At 63.3% G+C, this 24,026-nt stretch carries 23 protein-coding genes; 15 read left to right on the top strand and 8 right to left on the bottom strand.

Annotated elements, in window-relative coordinates; all coding sequences use genetic code 11:
* Positions 1-96 precede the first annotated feature (96 nt).
* From QF629_01170 to QF629_01160, 3 genes are read right to left on the bottom strand one after another with little or no spacing between them, the layout of a single operon-like run.
* On the bottom strand, positions 97-216 hold the full coding sequence (locus tag QF629_01170; GenBank protein MDP6012147.1) for an LLM class flavin-dependent oxidoreductase: 120 nt from the start codon (positions 214-216) through the stop codon (positions 97-99).
* Positions 213-1,943 carry a hydantoinase B/oxoprolinase family protein gene (locus QF629_01165; protein MDP6012146.1) on the bottom strand — a complete coding sequence of 577 codons (1,731 nt, stop codon included), beginning with the start codon at positions 1,941-1,943 and terminating at the stop codon, positions 213-215. Before QF629_01165 ends, QF629_01170 begins: the two co-directional genes overlap by 4 nt.
* A complete protein-coding gene (locus tag QF629_01160; protein ID MDP6012145.1) occupies positions 1,940-4,024 on the bottom strand; it encodes a hydantoinase/oxoprolinase family protein in 2,085 nt (694 codons plus the stop codon). The genes QF629_01165 and QF629_01160 overlap by 4 nt, the downstream gene beginning before the upstream one ends.
* 343 nt (positions 4,025-4,367) lie before the next feature.
* Here QF629_01160 and gmd point away from each other — a divergent pair, with 343 nt between their 5' ends.
* Positions 4,368-5,411, top strand: coding sequence for a GDP-mannose 4,6-dehydratase (gene gmd, locus QF629_01155; protein ID MDP6012144.1), 1,044 nt, complete (start codon positions 4,368-4,370; stop codon positions 5,409-5,411).
* Positions 5,412-5,624: 213 nt separating this feature from the next.
* Here gmd and QF629_01150 read toward each other — a convergent pair whose 3' ends face one another.
* Positions 5,625-6,377, bottom strand: coding sequence for an NAD-dependent protein deacylase (locus QF629_01150; GenBank protein ID MDP6012143.1), 753 nt, complete (start codon positions 6,375-6,377; stop codon positions 5,625-5,627).
* A gap of 55 nt (positions 6,378-6,432) precedes the next feature.
* Here QF629_01150 and QF629_01145 point away from each other — a divergent pair, with 55 nt between their 5' ends.
* From QF629_01145 to QF629_01125, 5 genes are all read left to right on the top strand, one after another.
* Entirely contained in the window at positions 6,433-7,044 is a 612-nt protein-coding gene (locus QF629_01145) for a class I SAM-dependent methyltransferase (protein MDP6012142.1), read from the top strand.
* Complete coding sequence (locus QF629_01140) at positions 7,041-8,231, top strand: NnrS family protein (protein ID MDP6012141.1); 1,191 nt, start codon at positions 7,041-7,043, stop codon at positions 8,229-8,231. Before QF629_01145 ends, QF629_01140 begins: the two co-directional genes overlap by 4 nt.
* A gap of 50 nt (positions 8,232-8,281) precedes the next feature.
* Complete coding sequence (locus QF629_01135; protein MDP6012140.1) at positions 8,282-9,829, top strand: carboxyl transferase domain-containing protein; 1,548 nt, start codon at positions 8,282-8,284, stop codon at positions 9,827-9,829.
* A gap of 253 nt (positions 9,830-10,082) precedes the next feature.
* Positions 10,083-10,847, top strand: a complete 765-nt coding sequence (locus QF629_01130; protein ID MDP6012139.1) for an SDR family NAD(P)-dependent oxidoreductase — start codon at positions 10,083-10,085, stop codon at positions 10,845-10,847.
* A gap of 5 nt (positions 10,848-10,852) precedes the next feature.
* Entirely contained in the window at positions 10,853-11,485 is a 633-nt protein-coding gene (locus tag QF629_01125; GenBank protein MDP6012138.1) for a glutathione S-transferase family protein, read from the top strand.
* Here QF629_01125 and QF629_01120 read toward each other — a convergent pair.
* From QF629_01120 to QF629_01105, 4 genes are read right to left on the bottom strand one after another with little or no spacing between them, the layout of a single operon-like run.
* Positions 11,475-12,275 carry a shikimate dehydrogenase gene (locus tag QF629_01120; GenBank protein MDP6012137.1) on the bottom strand — a complete coding sequence of 267 codons (801 nt, stop codon included), beginning with the start codon at positions 12,273-12,275 and terminating at the stop codon, positions 11,475-11,477. The genes QF629_01125 and QF629_01120 overlap by 11 nt on opposite strands.
* Positions 12,275-13,378: a TRAP transporter substrate-binding protein gene (locus QF629_01115; GenBank protein MDP6012136.1), complete on the bottom strand. Its 1,104-nt coding sequence runs from the start codon at positions 13,376-13,378 to the stop codon at positions 12,275-12,277. The genes QF629_01120 and QF629_01115 overlap by 1 nt, the downstream gene beginning before the upstream one ends.
* The gene (locus tag QF629_01110; GenBank protein MDP6012135.1) at positions 13,375-14,175 is read right to left on the bottom strand and encodes an amidohydrolase family protein; all 801 of its coding nucleotides are present in this window, start codon (positions 14,173-14,175) and stop codon (positions 13,375-13,377) included. Before QF629_01110 ends, QF629_01115 begins: the two co-directional genes overlap by 4 nt.
* A gap of 50 nt (positions 14,176-14,225) precedes the next feature.
* Positions 14,226-14,498, bottom strand: a complete 273-nt coding sequence (locus QF629_01105; GenBank protein MDP6012134.1) for a hypothetical protein — start codon at positions 14,496-14,498, stop codon at positions 14,226-14,228.
* Positions 14,499-14,609: 111 nt separating this feature from the next.
* On the opposite strand from QF629_01105, the gene QF629_01100 reads away from it, so the two are divergent.
* From QF629_01100 to QF629_01060, 9 genes are all read left to right on the top strand, one after another.
* Complete coding sequence (locus QF629_01100) at positions 14,610-15,503, top strand: polyamine aminopropyltransferase (protein MDP6012133.1); 894 nt, start codon at positions 14,610-14,612, stop codon at positions 15,501-15,503.
* A complete protein-coding gene (locus QF629_01095) occupies positions 15,500-15,880 on the top strand; it encodes a Zn-ribbon domain-containing OB-fold protein (protein ID MDP6012132.1) in 381 nt (126 codons plus the stop codon). Before QF629_01100 ends, QF629_01095 begins: the two co-directional genes overlap by 4 nt.
* The gene (locus QF629_01090) at positions 15,877-17,028 is read left to right on the top strand and encodes a thiolase (protein MDP6012131.1); all 1,152 of its coding nucleotides are present in this window, start codon (positions 15,877-15,879) and stop codon (positions 17,026-17,028) included. The genes QF629_01095 and QF629_01090 overlap by 4 nt, the downstream gene beginning before the upstream one ends.
* Positions 17,029-17,038: 10 nt before the next feature.
* Positions 17,039-17,467, top strand: coding sequence for a GFA family protein (locus tag QF629_01085; protein ID MDP6012130.1), 429 nt, complete (start codon positions 17,039-17,041; stop codon positions 17,465-17,467).
* Positions 17,468-17,490: 23 nt separating this feature from the next.
* Positions 17,491-18,390 carry an SMP-30/gluconolactonase/LRE family protein gene (locus QF629_01080; protein ID MDP6012129.1) on the top strand — a complete coding sequence of 300 codons (900 nt, stop codon included), beginning with the start codon at positions 17,491-17,493 and terminating at the stop codon, positions 18,388-18,390.
* A 3-nt stretch (positions 18,391-18,393) separates the two neighbouring features.
* A complete protein-coding gene (locus QF629_01075; protein ID MDP6012128.1) occupies positions 18,394-19,212 on the top strand; it encodes an NAD(P)-dependent oxidoreductase in 819 nt (272 codons plus the stop codon).
* Positions 19,213-19,392: 180 nt separating this feature from the next.
* Positions 19,393-19,602, top strand: coding sequence for a cold-shock protein (locus QF629_01070; GenBank protein MDP6012127.1), 210 nt, complete (start codon positions 19,393-19,395; stop codon positions 19,600-19,602).
* Positions 19,603-19,812: 210 nt separating this feature from the next.
* Complete coding sequence (locus QF629_01065; GenBank protein ID MDP6012126.1) at positions 19,813-21,849, top strand: 4Fe-4S binding protein; 2,037 nt, start codon at positions 19,813-19,815, stop codon at positions 21,847-21,849.
* A 139-nt stretch (positions 21,850-21,988) separates the two neighbouring features.
* A complete protein-coding gene (locus QF629_01060) occupies positions 21,989-24,022 on the top strand; it encodes a 4Fe-4S binding protein (GenBank protein MDP6012125.1) in 2,034 nt (677 codons plus the stop codon).
* Positions 24,023-24,026: the final 4 nt, after the last annotated feature.

Genomic DNA, 24,026 nt, shown 5'->3' with positions numbered 1-24,026 from the left:
CCGTGCGTCGCAGGCTTGCTGATAGCACCGACAAAGGCAGATGATCACCTGAGTCGAGGTGACCAGCCCGTAGTTTGAGAACAGATGCTCGTCTAGTCAGATAGTGTCGTAACCAAGCACCCTCGCGCGCTGGAAATAGGTTATGTCCTCGTCAAAGGATTCCGTCACCCGGCTCAGGTCTGGAATTTGGATGAGACTGAAGACGCCCCGCTTCATTCTACTTCCACCTTGGCGCGTGCTGCGGCCGTCGCCGCCTCATCGACCGCGCCCGTCTCCTCCAGCACCACACCGTAGTCGCGCAAGGCGGCCTCAGCGCTGACCAGACCGTCGCGTATATCGGCTGCGACGAGTGCTGGCTCGCGCGCAAACGCCGGCCCGTAGCCGCCGCCACCCGGCATGTCGAGCACGAGTGTGTCGCCGGCCGGAACGAGTTGCCGGCCCTTCGGCGCTAACACCTCGCCCGAGGCTAGAATCGAGCGTCCACAGGCCCCGTCAGCGCCGCCAAGCCGACCGCGTGGGGCATAGTTGACCCGGTCGAACATGGAAGAGACGGTGAAGGCTGCGCCTTCGATATTGCCGATCTCCATGATCTGGCCCAGGCCGCCGCGGTGGCGCCCGGGACCGCCAGAATCCTCGCGGTATTCCTTGCGCCGCACCAGGATTGGCGAGATTGCCTCGTTGATCTCCACCGGCGTGTTGCGCACGCCAGAGGGAAAGGCGGTAGCCGAAAGCCCGTCCTTATCGGGCCGGGCGCCAACGCCGCCATTGTGGAACAGCGTCACGGTGAACGGCGTTGCATTGGCACTGGCGCTGTTGCCAGCGATACCGGCACCGCCGTAGAGCACGAAATTCCACAGGCACGAGGTGCCTTCGGCCGGTGCGATGCCCTCGACCGCCTGGGCTAGGCAGCCGAGCACCACGTCGGGCAGCATCTGGCCGATAGCATGGCGTGCAGCAACTGCCCGCGGTGACGGTGCGTTGAGGATGCTACCTTCTGGTGCGGTTACGCGCACGGCGGACAGCGAACCCGCATTGTTGGGGATCGCATTGCCAACGACGCAGCGCACGCCGAAAGTGGCATAGGCCTGAGTATAGCTTAGCGGCACGTTGATACCGTAGTCCGAGACATCGGAAGTGCCACTGAAATCGATATCGATACCATTCTCGCCGGTACTGAGCGCAGCAACCAAGTCGATCGGAGTCTCATAGCCGTCGATGCGCATGGCATGGGTCCAGCTGCCCTGGGGTAGTCTGCGCGCCTCTTCGAGCATGGTCTGGTGCGAGGTTTCAACGATGTGATCGGCGAGCGAGCCAAGATCGTCGAGACCGAACTCATCCATCATGGCGAGTAGACGTTGGCTGCCGGTGTCGTTGCAGGCGGCAAGCGAATAGAAATCGCCCTCGAGCTGCTCCGGCTCCCGCACATTGGCGCGCGCGATGTCGATCAGGGTTTGGTTGACCTTGCCGTGATCGAGCAACTTAAGGATGGGTACGTAAAGTCCTTCCTCAAACACCTGCCGGCCGTCGGGCCCAAAACCGAGCCCACCAACATCGACGACGTGTGAGGTCGAGGCGAACAACGCCACCAACTCGGCGCCACGGAATGTCGGGCTGACTACAGTGAAGTCGTGCAGGTGACCGGTAGCGAGCCAAGGGTCGTTGGTGATATAAGCATCACCGGGTCGCATGCCGTCGAGCCCGTACTTCTCCAGAAAATGGCCGACAGAGACGGCCATGGCATTGACATGCCCCGGCGTGCCGGTGATGGCTTGAGCCAGCATGCGGCCCTGTAGGTCGAAGACCCCGGCCGAGAGGTCGCCGGCCTCGCGCACGGTATTGCTGAAGGCGGTGCGGATCAGGGTCTGCGCCTGTTCCTCGACGACGGCAATCAGCCTGTCCCAGAGCAGCTGAGTGCGGATGCTCGCCAACGCGCCGTTGGTCATGCTTCCTCTCCCTGCTCGTGGCGACGCATGACAATGGCACCTGCGCTGTCTATCGACGCCTCGAACCCTGTCGGTACGACCGTAGTCGTCTGCACTTCCGCGATCAAGGCGGGACCCATGAGGCAAGTGCCGGGGCGCAGTTTGTCGCGCCGGTAGAAGGCGGCATCGACGAAGGCGGTGCGTTGGCAGTCGAACAGGGCTTTGGTGGTCTCAGGTTTGCCTGCCTCGCATGCCGGCTGCCGTGACACTGGTGCTGGTGCCTCGACCTCGGTTGCTAGTTCTAGCGTCCAGGTCAAGACCTCGATGTCGACGCCGGGAATGGTGCGGCCGTAATGGCGGCGATAGGCTGCCTCGAACGCCTCATGCAGCGTGTCCGCACAGAAAGGATCAGGCACGGCGACTGAGATCTCGTGGCCTTGGCCGTGATAGCGCATCTGAGCGCTGCTACTGGCGCGCAAGGTTGCTTCCGGCGCGCCAAGGCGCACCACCGCCTCCGCCGTGGCACGCATCTCACCGAGTAGGCGCTGTGCCGCCGTCGCATCGAAACGGCTCAGGCAATCGAACTGGCTACGCACTATTTCGTAGGCTATCGGTGCTTTAAGAAAGCCAATTGCCGAGCCAACGCCTGCATCCGCCGGCACCACCACCTCGTCCATACCGAGCTTATCGACGAGCTGAGCGGCATGCAATGGTGCTGCGCCACCGAAGGCGACTAGCGTGCGTCCTGCCATATCCTTGCCGAGTTCCACCGCGTGTACTCGTGCGGCGCTCGCCATGGTCTCCTCGACCACCTCCGAGAGCGCGAAGGCGGCCAGCGCGGGCGTCATCTCCAACGCTTCGCCCAGGCTGTCGCCTAGCGCCTCGGCAGCTTTGTCTGTAGCGAGCGGCATGTCACCGCCAGCGAAGTCTGCGGCGTCGATGCGCCCGAGCATCAGATCCGCGTCCGTGACCGTCGCATCGATACCGCCACCGCCATAACACGCCGGCCCAGGTGTCGCGCCGGCGCTGTCCGGGCCGACCCGCACCCGGCCCAGCGAGTCGACGCGGGCAATCGAGCCACCGCCGGCGCCGATCTCCACCATTTTTATCACCGGGATGCTTAGTGGCAGGCCACTGCCCTTGGTGAAGCGATAGGCGCGTGCCACCTCGAAGCTGCGTGCAGTCTGCGGCGCGCCGTTGTCGATCAGACAAATCTTGGCGGTCGTGCCGCCCATGTCGAAGGAAAGCACTCGGTCGAGACCACGCTCAGCGGCGATACGGCTGGCCAGAATGGCACCACCTGCCGGTCCCGATTCGACCAGGCGCACGGGAAAGCGTATCGCCGTCTCCAGGGTCGTTAGCCCACCGCTCGACATCATCATGAGTAGTGGACAGGTGAGGGCGTGCCCGCGTAGACATTCGGCTAAGGCACCCAGATAGCGCGCCATGATCGGCTGCACGTAGGCGTTGGCGCAGGCCGTCGACAGGCGCTCATATTCGCGAATTTCCGGACACACCTCGGACGACAGCGTGACGGGAATGTCCGGGTGCGCATCGCGCAGTATTTCGCCGACGCGGCGCTCGTGGGCGTCATTGGCGTATGAGTGCAAGAAACCGACGGCGATGCTCTCGATGCCGTAGCGTACGATCTCCGGACTCAGCGCCATGACCCTCTCCTCGTCGAGGGTTATCACCGGTATGCCCTTCGCGCTCATGCGCTCGCGCACCGGCCAGCGCAGGTACCGCGGCACCAGCGGCGTCGGCTTCTCGACATTGATGTCGTATTGCTGGAAGCGGTTCTCGTAGGCCATCTCGACCGAATCACGAAAGCCCTCGCTGACGATTAACGCCGTACGCGCGCCCTTGCGTTCGATAATGGCGTTGGTGGTGAGCGTCGTGCCATGTAGCACCAGCCCGACCGCTTCGGGCGGCACATCAGCCGCAGCGAGCACCGTTTCGACGCCGCTCATGACACCGTCCTCAGGCGCTGCTGGTGTGGTCGGCACTTTGCGCGTGACGATCTCGCCGCCATGCGCCAAGGCCACATCCGTGAATGTGCCGCCGATATCGACGGCAAGCCGCGTCGTTCCCGCGTGTGTCATGCGATCCTCACCACCCGAACGGGAGTGATGCTACACGCTGGCGCGCCCTTAGGAACCGGAATTGTTGCCGTGGCCGGGGTTTGTTAGGGTGGTGGCACCCAAACAGGAGTGCACCCCAAGCGACATTTGCTCATTCCCACCGCGACCCGCTCACTAACCCTGGCCGGCGTCGCCCGCGGGAACAGTGTCCCGCAACCCACAGCCAGCTGTTGGAGCGAGGGCGTGATGGACGTTGGTGGCCCAGCCCAACATGTCGCTCGAGGTCTTCGCCGACAGCCCGCTGGAGCGGTGCAAGATAGTCATGCTAGAGAGACGGCCACGAATCGCCAAGAGGGGACACACCATGGCCGACAAGGTTGCATTGATCACCGGTGTCACGGGCCAGGACGGCTCGTTGCTGGCCGAGCTGCTGCTGGACAAGGGTTATGTGGTGCATGGTATCAAACGGCGCTCGTCGTCATTCAACACCCAGCGCGTCGACCATCTCTATGTGGACCCGCATACGGAGGACACGCGCTTCCTCATGCATTACGGCGACATGACCGACGCCACCAACCTGATTCGCATCTTGCAGGAAGTGCAGCCCGACGAGATTTACAATCTCGCCGCCCAGAGCCACGTCCAGGTGAGTTTCGAAACTCCAGAATATACTGCCAATGCTGACGCGCTTGGCACGCTACGCCTGCTGGAGGCGATGCGCATTCTTGGCCTTGGCGACAGCACGCGGTTTTATCAGGCCTCTACCTCTGAGCTTTACGGCAACGCGGCCCCGCCGCAAAGCGAGACCACACCCTTTCAGCCCCGCAGTCCCTATGCCGCGGCTAAGCTCTATGGCTACTGGATCACCGTCAACTACCGCCAGGCCTATGGCCTGCATGCCTCGAACGGCATTCTCTTCAACCACGAGAGTCCCGTGCGCGGTGAGACCTTCGTTACACGCAAGATCACCCAGGCAGTGGCCGCCATCGCCGCCGGCATTCAGGAGACGCTTTATCTCGGCAATCTCGATGCCAAGCGAGACTGGGGTCATGCGCGCGATTATGTCGACGGCATGTGGCGCATGATGCAGCAGAATGAACCGGACGATTACGTGCTGGCGACCGGCGAAGCGCACTCGGTACGTGAGTTCGTCGGTCTCGCTTTCGAGGTCGCCGGAACACGTATTGCTTGGCAAGGCAAGGGCTTGGAAGAGATCGGCACGGATGCCAACAGCGGCCACGTTCTGGTTCGCGTCGACGCCCGGTATTTTCGCCCCACCGAAGTAGATCATCTATTCGGCGATCCGAGCAAAGCGGAGCGGGTGCTCGGCTGGAAAGCAACGATAACATTGCGCGAGATGGTGCAGGAAATGATCAAAGCGGATCAGGCAGCACTGGCCGAAGGATGAGGACCTGTGGTCGGCAAAAACCCAAGATGTGGTTGCTGAATATGCTACGTAAGCTGATAACTACCGCCTCGCGATTAATTGACTTTCATAGTCACCGGCAACCCTTGCAGCACCGTATTGGCATTCACCAGCACTATCAGAGAGGCTGCTAAGAAAAGCGGTTGAAGAATCCGGTCTCGAGACAGCGCCCTTCGTCGATGATGCCGAGCCGGTCTAGTTCACGTTCGCCACAGTCCCCAGAGTGTCACCAATCTTCCTGTTGAGTACCAGGTCGGCGTGGCCGTCGAGGTCGGTGGGCTCCCGGTTGAGGATAACAAGAGCCGCGCCGTTGCGCTTGGCGAGCACCGGAAAGCCGGCGGCCGGGTAGACCACCAGCGATGAGCCTACGGCGAGGAACAGATCGCAGGTGAGTGTTGCCTCTTCGGCGGCACGTAAGGCTGCCTCAGGCATGGCCTGGCCGAAGGAGATGGTTGCGGTCTTGACGATGCCGCCACAGGCCTTGCAGGTCGGTAGGGTACCCTCGCCCAGAAAGGCCTCCCGGATCGGCACCAGCTCGTAACGCTCGCCGCAGTTTAGGCAGCGGGCGTAGGTGGTATTGCCGTGCAGCTCGATAACCCGGTCACCTTCGGCGCCTGCGGCCTGGTGCAGGCCGTCGATGTTCTGGGTGATCACCGCAGTCACCTTGCCGCTGCGCATCAGCGAGGCGACGGCGCGATGGCCGCGATTGGGCTCGGCGGCGGATAAGGTGGGGTCAATCTCGAACTTGCGTCGCCAGGCTTCGCGCCGCGCGTCCTCGGAAGCCATGAACTCGCGGAAGTCGATGGGGCGGAACTTGTCCCAGATGCCGCCCGGGCTGCGGAAGTCTGGAATGCCGGATTCGGTGCTGATGCCAGCGCCGGTGAAAGCCACCACGCGCGCGGCGCCGGCAAGCATGTCGCTCAGGCGCTCAAGATCGGCATCGGGCATGGTCGCATCGTAACGCTCTTGAGAATTCCTCGGCAAGCGGGCAAATAGCGTTGCCATGGACGAAGACGACAAGCACCAGCGCTGGAAGCGCTATTACGCCAGCACCAGCGAGCGGCCGCCGCGCAAGACGCTGTTGCTGGCGCTGGAGCGCTTTCGCGCCGAGGGCCTGCACGGCGGGTGCGCCATCGATCTCGGCTGCGGCAGTGGCCGGGACACCATCGCCTTGCTGCGCCTGGGCTGGCGGGTGCTCGCGATTGATGCTGAGCCGGAAGCCTTCGCGGCGCTCGGCGCCCGTGAGGATTTGCCGGTGGACGCGGCGTTGGAGACGCGCATCAACCGCTTCGAGGACGAAGACCTGCCGCCCGCCGACTTGATCAACTCGAGCTTCGCGCTGCCTCTGGTGCCACCGCAAGATTTTCCGCGGCTCTGGCAGAATATTTGCGGCGCGCTGCGCCCCGGTGGGCGTGTTTCGACCCAGTTTTTTGGCCCCAAGGACGAATGGCACGGCGATCCCACTATCACCTTTCACACGCGAGCCGAGGCTGAGGCACGTCTCGATGGCCTGGAGGTCGAGATGCTCGACGAGGAAGAGGACGAATCGCCGACTCCGCGGGGCAAGACCAAGCATTGGCACCTTTTCCACATCGTCGCGCGACGAGCGCCATGAGCCAGGTTGATGGAGCAGCGCGGCGTCATAGGGCCACAGGTGGGCCGGCCCTTCTCCGCCAGGGCTTTCGCCCTTTCTTTCTCTTTGCCGGCATATGGGCGCCTCTTGGGCTGGTGCTGACCTTTGCCCGCCTGCAAGGCTGGATCGCCGTGCCCAGTGCCTTCGATCCTCTGGCTTGGCATTTTCACGAGATGCTCTACGGCTACGTCGCCGCAGCTATCGCCGGGTTCCTGTTGACCGCAATTCCCAACTGGACCGGGCGCATGCCGCTGCACGGCATGCCGTTGCTCGCACTCGCCTCGCTGTGGCTGGCTGGACGGCTGGCGATGGCAAGCTCGGGCCTCATCGGCGCAGGGTTGGCGGGAATTGTCGATGTGACCTTCCTTGCAGCGCTAGTTGCGCTGGTGCTGCGCGAAATCACCTCAGGCGGAAATTGGCGTAATCTGCCGGTTGCAGCCATCGTCGGGCTTTTCGCGTTGAGTAATCTGCTGAGCCATGCCGAGGCCCTAGACTGGCTGCCGGACGATGGCCTTGGCAAGCGGCTCGGCATTGCCGTCGTTATCGCCCTGATCTCGCTGATCGGGGGACGCATTACGCCGAGCTTCACGCGCAATTGGCTCGTCAAGCAAGATGCGAACTCCCTGCCGGCGCAATTCGGTGTCGTGGACAGGTTGGCTCTGGCATTGACACTGACGGCCGTGCTGGTCTGGGTCATCGCCCCTGACACGTCGGTCGGCGCCATTCTGCTCGCCGCTGCCGCTCTGGCCAGCATCCTGCGTCTTGTGCGTTGGCAAGGCTCTGCGACGCGCTGCGAGCCGTTGCTGCTGGTGCTGCATGTGGGCTATCTCTGGATCTCGGTCGGCCTTGCTCTGCTGGCGTTGGGCCATTGGCTGATCGGGCTGCCCGAAACCGCGGCGTTGCACGCGCTTACCATCGGTGCCATGGGCACGATGACGCTGGCGGTGATGAGTCGCGCTACCCTCGGCCACACGGGGCGGGCGCTAGTGGCGGGACCGGGCCTGACCGCAGCCTTCGCGCTGATCTCCCTAGCCGCGACCAGCCGTGTCCTGGCCGTGGTCTGGGACAGTGCCGCACAGCTGCTACTGATGCTGACGGCGGCAAGCTGGATCGGCGCCTACCTGTGTTTTCTGGCAGTATGCGCGCCGATGCTGCTGGGCAGGAAATAGGGGAACGGAGCCATGGAGCAACTGCCGCTCGACGGGGGCTGGCCACTGACATGAGCTGGCAAAAGGAAGTTGTCGAGATCGAGCGCAAGCGCGCCCTGGCGCTCGAATTGGGTGGCGAGGATAGCGTCGCGCGCCAGCATGCAAAAAACCGCCAGACCGTGCGCGAGCGTATCGCCATGCTGGTCGACGACGGCTCGTTCCAGGAGATAGGTCCCGGCGCTGGCGGTGCGGAACGGAGCGAGGGCGGCTCGCTGAAGTCCTTCACGCCGGCGAACTTTGTGCTCGGCTTTGCCACCATAGATCAGCGCCGCTGCGTGGCCGGTGGCGAGGATTTTACGGTCAAGGGCGGTTCGCCCAACGAAGCGGGTTTGCGCAAGAGCGTCTATGCGGAACAGCTAGCCCTGCAATACCGCGTGCCGCTGATCCGCTTGCACGAGGGTGGTGGTGGCAGCGTCGGCGGTACGGGCTCAACCTCCGCCGGTCCGCCCGTCTTCTCTGGCCACCGCTTCCGCACTGTCGCCGAGACCTTATCAGCTGTGCCCGTCGCAACCGCCGCGCTTGGCCCGGTGGCGGGACTGCCCGCTTCGCGCCTGGTGGCGGCGCATCTCTCGGTGATGTCGAAGGAGACGGCACAGGTGCTAGTCGCCGGGCCCGCCGTGGTCAAGCGCGCCATCGGCGAGGACATGACTAAGGAGGAGCTCGGCGGGGCGCAGATCCACACGCGCAACGGCGTCATCGACAACGCGGCGGAAGACGAGGCCGATGCGCTCGGCCAGATCCGGCACTTCCTCTCCTACCTGCCGCAGAACGTCTGGGAGCTGCCGCCCGTCGCGCCTTGCGATGATCCGCGTGAGCGCCGCGAAGAGGCACTCTTGGACATAATTCCGCGCGAGCGGCGCAAGCTCTACAACATGTGGACACTGCTTGGACTGGTACTCGATCACAACTCATTCTTCGAGATCGGCGCTGGCTACGGACGCGGGATTATCACTGGACTTGCCCGCATGAATGGGCAACCTGTCGGTGTGTTGGCTAATAATTGCCGCTATCTCGCCGGCGCCATGACGGCGGATGGCTCCCACAAAGTACGCCGTTTTGTCGAGCTTTGCGAGACCTTCCACCTGCCCGTGCTGAGCTTTGTCGACGAGCCTGGCTTCATGATCGGCAGCGAGGCGGAGAAGGCGGCAACGATCCGCCACGGCACCAGCGCCGTGCTATCGGTGGCCGCCTGCAACGTGCCCTGGGCCTCGGTGGTGGTGCGTCGCTCGTTCGGCGTGGCGCAAGCCGCCCATTACGGTAACGGTGCCTATGTGCTCGCCTGGCCGTCGTCGGAAAGCGGTCCGCTACCCGTAGAAGGCGGCGTCGCCGTGGCTTATGGGCGCGAGATCGCCGTGGCGCCCGACCCGGAAGCGCGCCGGCGGGAACTCGAGGAGCAGCTCGCTGCGCGCCAGTCACCTTTTCCCCGCGCTGAAGCGTTTTCCAGCCACGACATCATCGATCCGCGAGAGACCCGCGCCCGGCTCTGCGACTGGATCGAATGGACCCAGCCGACGCTTGAGGCACTGAAGGGGCCGAGCCGTTTCCTGCTGAGGCCTTGACAGCTAACGCCCGAGTGACGAGCCTGTGTCTGGCAGTGGCGTAAAGGGCGGGCCATGACGGCGCAGGAGAGCAAAAAACCAGACCGAAAGAAACTGACCCAGGCGATCAAGGCGCAGGCTCTGAAAGTCGGCGGTGATGTTGTCGGCGGCGCGCCTTTGCTGAGCGCGGGGTCTCAGCCTCGACCAAGAAATATGTCGAGCGCAGAAAGGTCGAGTAACAGAAAAAATGAAGATCGCGAGGAGTTAGTGCGCCATGAAACCTGTCTGTCTAGTAATCGGTGCTGGTGCCGGGATCGGCGGCAATGTCGGTAAGCGCTTTGCGCGCGAGGGCTATCATGCTGTGCTTTGCCGGCGTACTGATCAGGAGGGGTTGGACACGCTGGTAGGCGCTATCGAAAGCGAAGGCGCCTCGGCCTCAGGCTTTCTGCTTAACGCCATCGAGGCGGATAGCATCGAGGATCGGGTGGCGGCCGTTGAGACCGAAATCGGTCCGATCGAAGTTGTGGTCTACAATCTCGGCGCTCAGATCGGTGATCGGGCACTGGCCGACACCACGGACAAGGCCTTTGAGATGGGTTGGCGCCTTGCCACTTTCGGCCTCTTCCGCGTCGCCTCGAGCGTTTGCCCGCGTATGGAGGAGCGCCGTAAAGGCACTATATTAGTGACCTCGGCAACGGCCGCGGTGCGCGGAAATAAAGGACAGCACTCCCACGCGGCGGCCATGGGCGGTCGGCGCATGCTGTGTCAGTCTCTCAATGCGGAGTTCGCGCCCAAAGGCATCCACGTTGCCCATATCATCATCGACGGCGCCGTGGACGCCCCCGACACTCTTGGTCGCATGCTGGGCCCGGAGAAGTTCCAGGAGCTGCGCGAGGCCCGTGGTCTGGAGCATGACGGGCTGCTGCTGCCGGAAAAGGTAGCCAACACCTATTTTCACATCTCGCAACAGCACCGCTCGGCCTGGACGCACGAAATTGACATGCGGCCGTTCTCCGACTTGCCCTGGTGGAATCACTGAGAGCCATGAAGCTCTACATGGTGCCGCTGGCACCTAACCCGACCAAGGTGATGCTCTACATTGCCGAGCGCGGCTATCTCGGGACCGACCTCGGCATCGAGCAGGTCATGGTCAACACCCTCAAGGGGCACCACCGCGACCCTGAGCATTTTGCGCGTAATCCCTTCTGCACCCTGCCGGTGCTGGAACTCGACGACGGCTCCTACCTGATCGAGTCGCTTGCGATCATGGAATATCTCGAGGAGCGCTTCCCTGAAGGCGCTCTGCTGGGCGATGATATTCTTGCCCGCGCCCATGCCCGCGATCTCGAGCGCGTGGTCGATCTGCGCGTCGCCATCCCCATGGCAAGGTACGCGCATGCCACGAAGTCCCCCCTGGGTTGGCCGCCCGATCCTTCGTTGGCAGCTGAGATGGAAGAGTCGCTGCAATCACCGCTCAACTATCTCGAGATTCTGCTCGGCGATGGTCGACCCCTGCTGACGGGTGAGAGGGTCTCGATAGCGGATTGTACCTTGCAGGCCGCGCTGCAGTTCCTGCGCTTCATTGAAGCCGATTTACTCGGCGGGCAGCCGAATTTGCGCGCCTGGGATGTTCGCTACCGGGCTAGGAAAGCCGCTGCTGACGTCCTCAAGTGGTAATACCGAAGAAACTCGCGATCTCGCCCACCTGAGCGGCTAGCATGGCATGGCCATTTTGCGTCGCCGCGCCGCGCTCGGCGGCGGTGGCGAGGAGCGGCGTCGGGCGGTCGAGCAACACCACGTCGATAACCAGCATGTCGCTGGCGAGGTCAGCGGCAGGTACAGGCATGGGATCGGATTCGGCCATACCCAGCGGGCTCGCGTTGACCACCACATCGTGGCCGGCGACCCGTGGCGCGGCTACTTCGGTTGCGATGGCCGGAAAGGCAGAGGACAGGTCATCGGCAAGGATGCGGGAGCGTTTCGAATCTAGGTCCGAGATGCTGAGCCGGGCGATGCCAGCCTCGGCGAAGGCAAAAGCGATGGCCCTGCCGACGCCGCCGGCACCGACCTGAAGCACCGAGCGCCCGGCGAGATTATGACCCTTCGCGCGTGCAGCCGCGGCGCAGCCGCGACCGTCGAACATATCGCCGATCCAGCATTCGTCCAGTTCCGGTTTGGCCGCATTGATGGCGCCGACCAGTCGCCCATTGGGCGCTAGCTTGTCGACGAGCCCGACCATGGGCAGCTTGTGCGGGATGGTGAAGACCAGGCCAGCGAGATTGCCGATCGTGCGCAGGCCAGCAAAGCCCTGCGCCAGCTCGTCTGCACCAATGCGCATAGCAACCATCACTCCGTCATGGTTGCGCTCGCGAAACAGCGCGTTGAAGCGCCCAGGCGAGCCCACCTGCGCCACCGGGTCACCAAGGATAGCGTAGACCGCAGTCTTGCCGCTGACGTAATCCGCCATCAGTCCATAGCCCCGAGTTTGGCCCAATCGCTGTAATTCGCGCGGAAGTTCTGCAACGAGCGCCAGACCTTGGCGAAGCCCTCATCGGCCGCGGCCTGTTCCTCGGCCACCACTATCCATTGCTCTTCGAAGGCCTGCATCATCTCGGGCGGCCAGCGGTGTATGGTGACGCCCTCGGCGGCTATCTTCTTGAGAGCTTCGGTTTGGGCCGCCTCGCCCGAGGCTAGGCTGTCCACCACCGACTCGCTGCACGCTGTTTCGATCAAAGTGCGTTGGCGTGGCAACAGCGCGTTCCAGTGGTCCAGATTGACAATGAACTCGCCCATATTGGCCGGCTGGTGCCAGCCAGGCAGATAGTAATGCTTGGCGATCTGGTAAAAGCCGAGGTCGTAGTCGATGGCGGGCATGGAGAACTCGGTCGCATCGATGGTGCCGAGTTCGAGTGCAGTATAGATGTCGCCGCCGGCAATAATTTGGGTGGAGGCGCCGAACTTCTCCAACACCCGCGCACCAAAGCCGAGATAACGCACCTTGAGCCCGGCAAAATCCTCGGTCGAAGCGATCTCGGTGCGGAACCAGCCGGAGCCGTCCTGGGGCACGAAGAAGCAGACCAGCGGGTGGACGTTGTGCGGATGGTAGAGCTCTTCGTAAAGCGTTTGGCCCTCGCCATAGCGCATCCAGGCCATCAACTCGTTGAACATCGGCCCGAAGGGAACGGAATTGAAGACCTGCGCCGCAGGCATCTTGCCGGCCCAGTAGCCTGATGCCGCCCAACCTGCATCAACCGAGCCAGCGGAGACCGCATCGAAGACCTCGAACGCTGGCACCAGGGCGCCGGGCTCGAAGAACTTGAGCGCGATCTCGCCGCCGGAGATCTCGGCGAGGCGGTTTTGAAAGCGTATACCGCCTTCCCCTACCAGCGTCAGGGTGCTGGGAAAGGTGCTGGCGACTTTCCAGCGCACGGGTGCCGCTGTCTGCTCCGCTGCTGGCGCTCCAGCCATGGGCGCCGGCGCAGGCACTGCCGCCCCGCCGCCGCCCCAAAGGCCGATCCCGACTCCTACCGCGAAGCTGATGAGGCCGGTCGCAATTGCTACATTGTTCATGATCCTACCTCCGGCGCAAAGTCGTAAAGCGCTGCCGGGTTGTCGACGAGAATGCGCTGCAGCAGCGCATCTTTAGCGGTCCAGGCAGCGAGGGCGTCAAGCAATGCTGCATCGTTCGGCATCGGGCTGGTGCCGAGATCCGGGTGCGGCCAGTCGGTGCCCCAGACCAGACGCTCTGGCGCGGCTGCTATCAGGGTCTTGGCCAAGGGTGCTGCCATCGGCCAGGGCGCTCCCCCGAAATCGATACGGTAGGCTCCCGACAGCTTGACCCAGCAACGCCCGCCTTCGAGCAGGCTGAGCAGACTGCGAAAGCCCGCCGGCTCGGCCTCGGCTATGGCGTCGAAGCGCCCCATGTGATCGATCACCACGTCCACCGGCAGGCCGGCGAGGCGCGGCGCCAAGCTTGCGATCGCGTCGCCCGTGACCATCACCTGAACGTGCCAGCAATATTCCGCAACCCGAGCAGCCATGGTCTCGAAAGCATCTGCAGCCACGCCGCCGCTGCTGACCAGATTGAAGCGGATGCCGCGAAAGCCGATCGAATGCAAGTACTCGATCTCGCTGTCATGCACGTCAGGCGCCAGCACAGCCACGCCGCGCCCACTCTCGCCGAGGCGCTCGACGGCCTCGGCCGTGCAGGCGTGGTCGAGGCCGTAGATGCTCGGTTGTACGACTACCGTGCGGCTTAAGCCAAGGCTGAGGCGCAGCGCGATATAGTCCTCGTATAGCGCATCGGCCGGCACGTAGTCGGCTGCGGTGATCGGCGCATGGCGCTCGGTGGGGCCGAAGATGTGCATGTGACAGTCGCATGCGCCCGCCGGCACCCGCGCACTCCCCGCATAGACGCTCACGACCTGTTATTCTCGGGGATCACCTTGGCCGCGCCTTTTTCTATATCCCAGCCGACGCAGGAGCCCTGGCCGCCCGGGGTCGGGGAGGCATAGGCCAGGTCCACTGAGGTGGGTGGGAAGGCACGGTACAGCGGCGCCCGCGCGAAAGAGCGGTAGGCGACCGGGGCCTCTGACTTCAGGCCCTGGGCCGCAACGCCCGCCACACTGGTCGCCACTAAGGCTGCTGCCAATATCTGGATGGTGACACGCAGCATAGGCTTAACCCCCATCGTCTTGCCCCTTTCGTGCGCCAAAGCCTAACACAGGGTGCCGCAAAAATAGCATCCTGCGCAGGCCTGTCATGCTATGCAATGGCAGCGGCGAGGAGGCGGGACGGGGCCATGAGCGAAGATGAGATCTGGTGGCGCGAGCGCGACGAGGGTTTGGGCGTGGCCCAGGCTCTAAAGATGCGGCGTCTGCACCGCGAGCGGAGCGCGCACCAGGAGATTGAGGTCTGGGAGCATGCGGTGCTCGGCCGCGTGCTGGTGCTGGACGGGCTGATCCAGGCCTCGCAGGCCGATGAATTCCTCTATCACGAGATGGCGCTGCACGTGCCGCTGCTGGGTCGCCACCGCGAGCGCGCCTCGGTGCTGATCGTCGGCGGGGGCGATGGCGGTGCCTTGCGCCAGGCCCTGGTCCATTCTTTTGTTGCGCGCGTGGTCATGGTCGAAATCGATGCGCGCGTGATTGAGGTATCCAACCGCTTTCTCGGCCTCGCCGAGGACGGTGATGACCCCCGCGCCGAGATCGTGGTGGCGGACGCCGGCACCTATTTGCGTGAGGCGCGGGCGGGCGTTGAGCGCTTTGACGTCATCCTGCTCGACCTCACCGAGCCGGTCGGCCCCTCAGGCGGTTTGTTCGGCGAAGCGTTCTGCCACGATCTCGCCGCGTGCCTCGCTGAGGGTGGGGTGGTGGTCGATTCCGACAGCCTGTTTCTCACCACCGACGGACCACGCTTCTTACAGGAGTTGTGCAACGACGGTGCGCCTAATTTGGTCAGTCTTATGCGCGTGCACCGCCTACTGCCCCATCTCGCGGCCTACCGTTCGGTGGTGCCCATCTATCCGGGCGCGGATTTCGGTTTCTTCCTGTACAGCGCTGACGGGCACGACTATTCAAATCCGGTGTCACACTATGCTGGGCGCCATTATACGCCCGACATTCATCGCGCCGCCTTTGCGTTGCCCCCCTGGTGGCGGACGCTGTTGGGGAGACAAGAGGGAGACGAGGCATGACAGCCGGGCCGGAACAAACCTATTTCGACAATCTCGCGGCTGGGCGTCTGCGCCTACAGTGCTGCGATGACTGCAGCGAATGGGTGTTCTATCCGCGCGCCGTCTGCCCCCATTGTGGCAGTGAGGCATTGGTCTGGCGCAAACCCTCGGGCCGCGGCACGGTCTACTCGACCAGCATCGTGCGCCGCAAGCCGAACCAGGGCGGCGACCACAATGTGGCCTTGATCACTCTCGAGGAGGGCGCGCGCCTGATGAGCCGGGTCCAGGGTATCGCGCCGCAAGAGGTAAGCATTGGCATGGCCGTCGAGGCCGAGATCATTCAGGAAGACGAGGCGGCCCTACTCGTCTTCCGCCCAGCCGTGGGAGCTGGGCAATGAGCGGCACCTTGCGCGCGGCGAGCATCGTCGCTGGCGCCGGCACTTATGGCCTTGGCGAGATGTCCGGGTTGTCCGAGCTCGAGCTGCTGGCTGCCACGACACAGGCTGCGCTCGGCGATGCCGGCCTTGCCATCAGCGACGTGGACGCTGTGTTCTGCACCTCGATGCAGCTCAATATGGGCTCGCTCAGCCTTGCCGAATATCTCGGTATCAAGCCGAAGTTCTCCGATTCGACGGTGATCGGCGGCTCGTCCAACCTCTCCCAGGTGCTGATCGCCACCATGGCGCTGCAGGCCGGTATCTGCGATGTGGCTCTGATCGCCTATGCCAGCAACCAGCGCTCGGCAGCGGGGCGCCTGGTGTCGAGCTCGCGTCCGGACCCCTATGAGGCGCCCTACCGGCCGCGCCAGCCGATCACGTCCTACGCGCTGGCTGCGGCGCGGCACATGCACGAATATGGCACCACGCGCGAGCAGCTGGCGGAGATCGCCGTTGCCGCGCGGCAGTGGGCCCAGTTGAACCCGGAAGCCTTCTGCCGCGAGCCGACTTCGCTGGAGGAGGTGCTGGCGGCGCGCTTGATTAGCGATCCTTTCACGGTCCGCGACTGCTGCCTAGTCACAGACGGTGGCGGTGCCGTGGTGCTTACCCGGCCCGAGCGCGCGCCCGATCTGCCCAAGGTGCCGGTCTATGTGCTCGGCGTGGCCATGGCCCATTGGCACCGTTACATCACCAACATGCCCGATCTCACGGTCTCGGCAGCCACCGAATCCGGAGCACGGGCGTTCGAGATGGCAGGCTTGGACATTGCCGACGTCGATATAGTCGAGCTCTACGATGCCTTCACCATCACCACGCTGATGTTCCTCGAAGACCTCGGTTTTTGCGCCAAGGGCGAGGGCGGGGCGTTCGTCGAAGGCGGTGCCATTGCACCCGGCGGCAAGGTGGCCGTGAACACCAATGGCGGTGGGCTGTCGTGTTGCCATCCCGGCATGTACGGCATCTTCCCCTTCATTGAAGCCGTCCGCCAGTTGCGCGACGAATGCGGCGAGCGCCAGATCAACGGCGCCGAGGTGGCGCTTGTGCACGGCAATGGTGGTGTTTTCTCGAGCCAGGTCACGACTATCCTCGGAGGCCAGGATACGACATAGGGAGGCGATCATGAGCGAGACCAAAGGACGCTGCCATTGCGGTGCTGTATCGTTCGACATCTATGGTCCCATGCGGGGCGTCATTGAGTGCTACTGCGAGAGCTGCCGACGTGTCAGTGGCGGGCTCTGGCACGGTACAGCGGCTAAGTTGAGCAATATTGAGATCCATGACGCGGCTGGGGCACTAACTTGGTACCGCAGTTCCGACAAGGCGCAGAGGGGCTTTTGTAACAGATGCGGCTCGAGCCTCTTCTACCGCCGCGACGGTGGTGACCGCCTGGTCATCGCCGGCGGCAACCTGGAAGGACCAAGCGGTCTGGCCTTGGTCGCGCGCATCTTCACCGGCGAAAGCGCCGACTACGGCAACTGGCAGAGCGAGGCGCCCACCTTCGAGGCCTGGCCGCCGCCAGAGGTTTTAGCTGTCCCCGACGCGGACTAAGCGGGGTAGGCGGCACACGAATCTTGGAAATTGCAGGGGGTGCCGTGGGTTACGAGATTTCCTGTCTGGTCGACTGTCGCTGCCGACTGGGGGAGAGCCTAGTCTGGGATGCCGCTGGCGACAGGTTGTTATGGGCCGACATCACGGGCCGGCGCATTCATGTCTACACGCTAGCCTCGGCGAAGCATGAGGGCTGGAACTTTCCCAGCGAGGTCGGCGCTTTCGGGCTCTGCCCTGATGGGCGTCTGGTTGTGGGCTTACGCGACGGTGTCTCGCTTTTCGATCCGGCCAGTGGCGATTTGGAACCGCTGGTGGCGATCGAAGCGGACATGCCGCACACTCGGCTTAACGACGGCAAGGTTGGCCCCGACGGCGCCTTCTGGATTGGCAGCATGGATGACCGGCCCGAGCGCAAGCCTATTGCCGCGCTCTATCGCATCACGGCGGACGGCGCTTGCGAGCGTAAGATTGACGGCCTGATGGTCTCGAACGGCCTTGCCTGGAACGCCCAGGGCAGTCTGATGTTTCACAGCGACAGCGCTGCCAACCGCATCGATGTCTGGGAGTTTGATGCCGCCAATGGTACCATCGCCGTTCGCCGTGTTTATGCCGAGCCGACACCCGAGCAAGGCCGTCCGGATGGTGCCGCATGCGATATTGAAGGCGGCTATTGGAGCGCCGGGGTCTCGGCCGGCCGTCTCAACCGCTTTTCGCCGACCGGTGAGGTGATCGAGTCGATCTCACTTCCTGTCCCAGCACCGACCATGTGCTGCTTCGGCGGCGAAGACATGCGCACACTCTTCGTTAGCAGCCTGCGCGATGGCCGCGCGCCCGAGCTCATCGAGCGCTATCCCCTGTCCGGCAGCATTCTTATGTTGCAGGTCGACGTCGCAGGCGTTCCCGTTGGCCAATTCGGAGAATAAGCCATGTCCACCATTTTTCTGACCGGTGCCGCTGGCAATCTCGGGCGTGTACTCAGCGCCGGCTTGGCTGATGAGCACAAATTACGCCTCATGGACATCGTGACCGCTCGCCAGATACCGGATGGCGCGGTTTTTCGGCTGGCGGACCTCGCCGACAAGGACACGGTACTGGCGCTCTGCGAAGGTGTCGATGCCATCGTGCATTTCGGCGCTATTTCTACGGAAGCGAGCTTCGAAGAAGTCCTTGAGGCCAACTTGCGCGGCACTTATCACATCTTCGAAGGCGCCCGGCGTAACGGTGCGCGTGTGGTCTTCGCAAGCTCCAACCACGCCATCGGCTTTCACCAGCGCGACGAGGCGCTGACCGAGGACTGCCAGCTCCGCCCCGACAGCTATTATGGTCTATCGAAGGCCTATAGTGAGCTACTTGGGCGCACCTATTGGGATAAGTACGGGGTGGAGAACGCTTGCTTGCGGATCGGCTCCTGCTTTGCCGAGCCCGTCGACCGCCGCCAGCTTTACACCTGGCTGAGCTTTGCCGATCTGACCGCACTAGTGCGCTGCTGTCTCGCGGCCGACACTCTGGGCCATGCGGTTTATTGGGGTGTATCCGAGAATACCGGGCGCTGGTGGTCCGATCTGGCCCGGGAACAGATCGGTTTTTCGTCCGAAGACAGCGCTGACGCCTATGGCTCGATCGTCGAAGGCAGCGAGGACGATATGAATCCCGTCGCCAGGCGCTATCAGGGCGGCGCGTTTTGCGCAGATGGCTACTCGCGGAGCAGTCCCGCGCCACGGCAATTGTTCCGCGGCCGCGGTTGAGCGGCATTTTCCAGCAAGTCACGAAAGTGTTACACGCATTGGCTTGTGACGCAGGGCTCGCCACTGCTATGGTTATGTGTGTGAGTTTTCGTGACTGCCTCCTCCGGGATAGCAAGTCGAAGCTCTATAGAGAGACCCTGTCCGAAGGGATGGGGTAAACACTGGTGCGAGGAGGTACGTATGACGACGGGAACCGTGAAATGGTTCGATTCCGTAAAGGGGTTCGGATTTATTACACCCGAGACAGGTGACAAGGATGCTTTTGTCCATATTTCGAGCGTCGAGCGGGCGGGCCTGTCTACCCTGTCCGAAGGACAGAAGATCGAGTTCGACATGGTTGCCGATAATCGCGGCCGGATGGCAGCGGATAATCTGCGCGTGATTGACTGACGACGATATCGGTTGGCCGGGTCCTAGGTTCTAGGCGTGACAACCCGGCGTTCTTCCCACCTCGGGGCGCGCGCAATCTCGCGCAATTGCCACTGCTGCTGCTGATGGTCGCATACTCGGTCCTGAGCCTGTGGATTCTCGCTCAGCCGATCCTTGCACCGGCTTAACTCTCGACAAGGGCACAGCAAAGCCGTATCCGTCCCGGGCCCCATGGTTGCCTTTCCGACGTACCGCCTGTTTCTTGTTGTTGCCGCGTTGCTTTGTGTGCTCACTGGCGATGCTCAGGCAATTGACAAGGAGGATCCGCTGGAGCGTCGCCTGTCGGTCCGCGCCCTCGACCAGGCCTTTCCCGAGGCCGACGAGGTCGGCGAGATCAGCGGCCGGCCCGCGGTGGCGGAAGTGCTCATCGACGATGCCCTGGCGGGTTACGTGCTCTCGACCTACGACATCGATCCCATCGGTGGTTTCACCGGCCTCGCTTTCGATCTACTGGTCGGCATTGATCTGGATGGCCGCCTGCGCGGCGTGCATGTGATCGAGCACCACGAGCCGATCATCAGCCACAACGCCATCCCGCTCTCACGTCTGGATGGATTTTTGCTTCAGCTCTCCGGCTTTCCCGTGGATCAATCGCTGCGCAATGTACGCGAGGCCACCGATGCCATCTCGGGTGCCACGGTGAGCAGCAAGCTGATGCGCTCGGCGGTGCTGTCTTCAGCGCGCAAGATTGCTACGGAATACGGTTTGATCGACGGGCTGGAAACGGGCGTCAGCGTTGATATGAGGAGCTACGAGCCACGCGACTGGCAAACCCTGCTTGCGCTGGGCGCGGTGACGACACTCGCCGTGCCGAGCGAGGCTGGCGAGACCCTGGAGGTCTATGCCGCGATTACCACACCGCCCGGCATCGGCCGCAATTTTTTTGGCGGTAGCTGGCATACCTTCCATGTCTCGAAGCTCGGCACTGACGAGCACCTGCTCGTCCTCGCCGGTACCGGCAATCCGGCGCTGTTCCGCAAAAGGCCGCGCGGTGGTGAACCCTATCCCAATGTGCGCATTGTCCAGGACGGCAAAACCCTGCCGCTGAGCCGCGATAACAAGCTCGGTAAGCCCTCCATCATTGGTGACGGCGCGCCGTGCTTCAGCGAGCGAGTTATGTTCCGCCTCGGCGCCCGCGACGGCTTTGACGTGTTCAAGCCCTGGGCGTTCGAGTTCGATATCGGGGACGAAACCCACAGTCTACCCTACACGCTGCCCGCGCTTTTCGTGACCGGCAGCGACTTTGCATTGGAGGAGGCTGGCTACAAAGAGCCCACCTATGTCTTGTTCGGTCTGCTGCGCGGAAGCCTGCTCAATGACTGGCAAAGGGTCTGGGTGGCCCGGGCCGGCGATATCGTGGCTCTTGTAGGTTTGCTCACCACGCTTACGCTGATGTTGCTGTGGCAGGATCGCCTGGTCCGTGGTCGCCGTCTTTACCGCATGCTGCGCCTCGGCTTTCTGGCGGTGGTTCTGGTATGGCTTGGCTGGATCGTCGATGCACAGCTGACGATCCTCAACATCGTCACCTATGCGCGGATCATGGTCTCCGGCCTCGACCCGGCGCTGGTACTGCTCGACCCGTTAATCTTTCTGCTGTCGCTCTATGTGCTGGTCACGCTGCTGCTATGGGGTCGTGGCGTCTTCTGTGGCTGGCTTTGCCCCTTCGGCGCCTTGCAGGAGTTCGCTGGCGCCGTCGCGCGCCGTTTGCGCCTGCCGCGTGTCAAGATTCCGGAGAGCTTGGGTGAACGTCTGGTGACTGCCAAATATCTGGTGACATTGGTAATTTTCGGACTCGCCATATGGTCGCTCGACGCCGCCCAGGTGGCCGCGGAGGTGGAACCCTTCAAGACCGCCATCGTGGTCGGCTTCGCGCGTCACTGGCCCTACGTGCTTTATGCTGGGATCCTCCTTGTTCTCGGTCTCTTCATTGAGCGCTTCTTCTGCCGCTTTCTCTGCCCGCTCGGCGGCGCGCTGAGTCTTCTCGGGCGTTGGCACGTGATGCGCTGGCTCAGGCAACGCCCGCAATGCGGCAGCCCTTGCGCGGTTTGCCGCCAGATTTGTCCAGTCGATGCGATCCGCGGCGATGGCAGCATCGATATGAACGAATGTTTCCAATGCCTGGAGTGCCAGGTCGAGTATTTCGATGAGGGGCGCTGTCCGCCGCTGATCCAGCAGCGCAAGCGCGCTGCGCGGGCGGCGGCGACATAAGGGAAAACGGCGCTTTGCGTGCCCACCCATCTTTGCTATGCAACGGCCACTGCCATTGCGGGCGACAGGTACGTAGGGGATCCTTGTGAGAAAATCGATCGGACGGCTCGTCATCTTGGGGCTTTTCTGCGGGCTTGGGATGGCAACGGAATCCCCGGCCGCAAAACCCGACCCCCTGGCCGACCGCTTGACGCCGGACCGCCTGGCGCAAGCCTTTCCCGGCGCAGATCGCGCTCAACCGACGGATGGGCGCCCGCCTGCTGCCGAGGTTCTTCGCGACGGTGACATTGTGGGCTATGTCTTTTCGGTCGGCGACTTGGCCAAGCCGCGTGGCTACGGCGGCAGTCGTTTTGACATTCTGCTCGGCCTCGATATGCACGCCCGCGTCACCGGCGCAGTGCTGATTGCTGAGGACGAGCCACTACTGCGTAATCTCGGTGGGCGCGCGGCGCTGGAAGCGGCGCTTACCGGGCTGGTCGGCCTTGATGTGCTCGCGCCACGGCCTGCCGCACCCGAAGACTATGGCGGGCGTGCTGATATCAGCGTGTTGGCGCTGCTCGACGGTATCTACCGGGCCGGGCGCATGGTCGCGGTCTCGCGTGACCTGCTCGGTCCCGGCGCCCGCGAGGCCCGCCGCCTCGATCTCGTGAGCTTCCGCCCCCTCGATTGGGCAGGGCTGCGCGCCATTGGTGCGGTCCGCCGGCTGACGCTCAGCAATGGTGATGTCGCCGCCCATGCCGCAAAGCTTAGCAGCGGTCCAGCCGACATGCTTTTTGCTGACCTCGTTACGGCGCTCGCGACTCCGGCACTGATCGGGCGCAATCTGCTTGGCGCCGAAGCTCATGCCGCGGCCGGGCTCGCGGAAGGTGATTCACTTCTGCTCGTCGCAAGTGCCGGACGGGCCAGTCTGCGGCGGGGCGTTGCGACCCTTGCCGAAGCGCCGGTGTCAAGCGCGCTTAGCCTGCGTCAAGGCGGGCTGACGCTATCACTCAACGAGTTTGAGTCGGTTGCCCTGAACGGTGTCGCCGTGAGTGGTGCGCCGGCCATGGAGCAGCTAGTTCTGTTGCGAATTCCGGCGACGAGCGGCTTCGATGGTAGCCGGCCGTGGTTGCTGGAGATCGCCTTCGGCGGAGAAGCCCGGTTCGGGCTTGACTACGCGCCGCCGGCTGAGCTGGTGGTCGAGCCTATTCCGCGGCTCGTTGCCGCTGTCGATAATCGTGCCGCTGAGGTGCCGGCCCTTTGGCTCTCGGTGTGGAAGGACCAGGAAGCCAAGATCGCGGTGCTGCTGCTGGCGCTGGCAACCCTTTCGGCTGTGCTATTGGCCCAAAACCGGCTCGTCCGACACGCCCAATGTATGCGCTGGCTACGCGCTGTCTTTCTTGTCTTTTCGCTGGGCTGGATCGGCTGGTATGCAGGCGCGCAACTGTCGATCAGCCATCTCTTCACGATTGCCCGGGCGCCCTTCGAAGGCGGTGGGTTGGAGGCAATGCTGCTCGATCCCCTGACACTGATCGTGCTAGGCTTCGCGGGGCTTACCCTGCTGCTGCTCGGACGCGGCATATTCTGCGGCTGGCTTTGCCCCTTTGGCGCTTTGCAGGAGTTGCTCAACAAAGCTGCGCGGTGGCTTGGGCTGCGCCAGCGGCAACTGCCGGCTGCGCTCAACGAGCGGCTGTGGGCGCTCAAATATGTTGTCGCGATAGCACTAGTCGCGCTGGTCTTCATCGATCGGACCCCGGTCATACGCGCTGTCGAGATAGAGCCCTTCGACACGGCGATCCTGTTCGGCTTCGTGCGCGCCTGGCCCTATGTGCTGTTTACGCTCGCTATACTCGGTGTAGGGCTCTTCGTTGAGCGCGCCTTTTGCCGCTATCTCTGTCCGCTGGGCGGCAGCCTTGCCATCCTCGGGCGCTGGCGCATGCTGCTCTGGTTAAAGCGTCGGCCCGAATGCGGCAGTAGCTGCAACACTTGTCAGCCGCTTTGCCCGGTGCAGGCGATCGGCAACGATGGCAGCATAAATTTCAATGAGTGTTATCACTGTCTGGCCTGCCAGGTGGCCTATCAGGACGATCAGGTCTGTCCGCCCTTGGTGGCCAGGAGGGAGCGCCGCGAGCGCCTGTCGGGTAGTTCCGGTATTGGGCCGCGCGAGGAAGCCGTGCCGGTGGCAGCAAAATAGAAGG

Source organism: Alphaproteobacteria bacterium, from assembly GCA_030739735.1.
GTDB lineage: Bacteria > Pseudomonadota > Alphaproteobacteria > UBA7887 > UBA7887 > UBA7887.
Note: the sequence above shows the minus strand (reverse complement) of the source record. Positions and strands in the feature narration are given on the sequence as shown.

Bases quoted from the DNA above. Each gene is read 5' to 3' on its own strand.
- QF629_01170 (MDP6012147.1), bottom strand. From the start codon at position 216: ATGAAGCGGGGCGTCTTCAGTCTCATCCAAATTCCAGACCTGAGCCGG.
- QF629_01165 (MDP6012146.1), bottom strand. From the start codon at position 1,943: ATGACCAACGGCGCGTTGGCGAGCATCCGCACTCAGCTGCTCTGGGAC.
- QF629_01160 (MDP6012145.1), bottom strand. From the start codon at position 4,024: ATGACACACGCGGGAACGACGCGGCTTGCCGTCGATATCGGCGGCACA.
- gmd (MDP6012144.1), top strand. From the start codon at position 4,368: ATGGCCGACAAGGTTGCATTGATCACCGGTGTCACGGGCCAGGACGGC.
- QF629_01150 (MDP6012143.1), bottom strand. From the start codon at position 6,377: ATGCCCGATGCCGATCTTGAGCGCCTGAGCGACATGCTTGCCGGCGCC.
- QF629_01145 (MDP6012142.1), top strand. From the start codon at position 6,433: ATGGACGAAGACGACAAGCACCAGCGCTGGAAGCGCTATTACGCCAGC.
- QF629_01140 (MDP6012141.1), top strand. From the start codon at position 7,041: ATGAGCCAGGTTGATGGAGCAGCGCGGCGTCATAGGGCCACAGGTGGG.
- QF629_01135 (MDP6012140.1), top strand. From the start codon at position 8,282: ATGAGCTGGCAAAAGGAAGTTGTCGAGATCGAGCGCAAGCGCGCCCTG.
- QF629_01130 (MDP6012139.1), top strand. From the start codon at position 10,083: ATGAAACCTGTCTGTCTAGTAATCGGTGCTGGTGCCGGGATCGGCGGC.
- QF629_01125 (MDP6012138.1), top strand. From the start codon at position 10,853: ATGAAGCTCTACATGGTGCCGCTGGCACCTAACCCGACCAAGGTGATG.
- QF629_01120 (MDP6012137.1), bottom strand. From the start codon at position 12,275: ATGGCGGATTACGTCAGCGGCAAGACTGCGGTCTACGCTATCCTTGGT.
- QF629_01115 (MDP6012136.1), bottom strand. From the start codon at position 13,378: ATGAACAATGTAGCAATTGCGACCGGCCTCATCAGCTTCGCGGTAGGA.
- QF629_01110 (MDP6012135.1), bottom strand. From the start codon at position 14,175: ATGCACATCTTCGGCCCCACCGAGCGCCATGCGCCGATCACCGCAGCC.
- QF629_01105 (MDP6012134.1), bottom strand. From the start codon at position 14,498: ATGGGGGTTAAGCCTATGCTGCGTGTCACCATCCAGATATTGGCAGCA.
- QF629_01100 (MDP6012133.1), top strand. From the start codon at position 14,610: ATGAGCGAAGATGAGATCTGGTGGCGCGAGCGCGACGAGGGTTTGGGC.
- QF629_01095 (MDP6012132.1), top strand. From the start codon at position 15,500: ATGACAGCCGGGCCGGAACAAACCTATTTCGACAATCTCGCGGCTGGG.
- QF629_01090 (MDP6012131.1), top strand. From the start codon at position 15,877: ATGAGCGGCACCTTGCGCGCGGCGAGCATCGTCGCTGGCGCCGGCACT.
- QF629_01085 (MDP6012130.1), top strand. From the start codon at position 17,039: ATGAGCGAGACCAAAGGACGCTGCCATTGCGGTGCTGTATCGTTCGAC.
- QF629_01075 (MDP6012128.1), top strand. From the start codon at position 18,394: ATGTCCACCATTTTTCTGACCGGTGCCGCTGGCAATCTCGGGCGTGTA.
- QF629_01070 (MDP6012127.1), top strand. From the start codon at position 19,393: ATGACGACGGGAACCGTGAAATGGTTCGATTCCGTAAAGGGGTTCGGA.
- QF629_01065 (MDP6012126.1), top strand. From the start codon at position 19,813: ATGGTTGCCTTTCCGACGTACCGCCTGTTTCTTGTTGTTGCCGCGTTG.
- QF629_01060 (MDP6012125.1), top strand. From the start codon at position 21,989: ATGGCAACGGAATCCCCGGCCGCAAAACCCGACCCCCTGGCCGACCGC.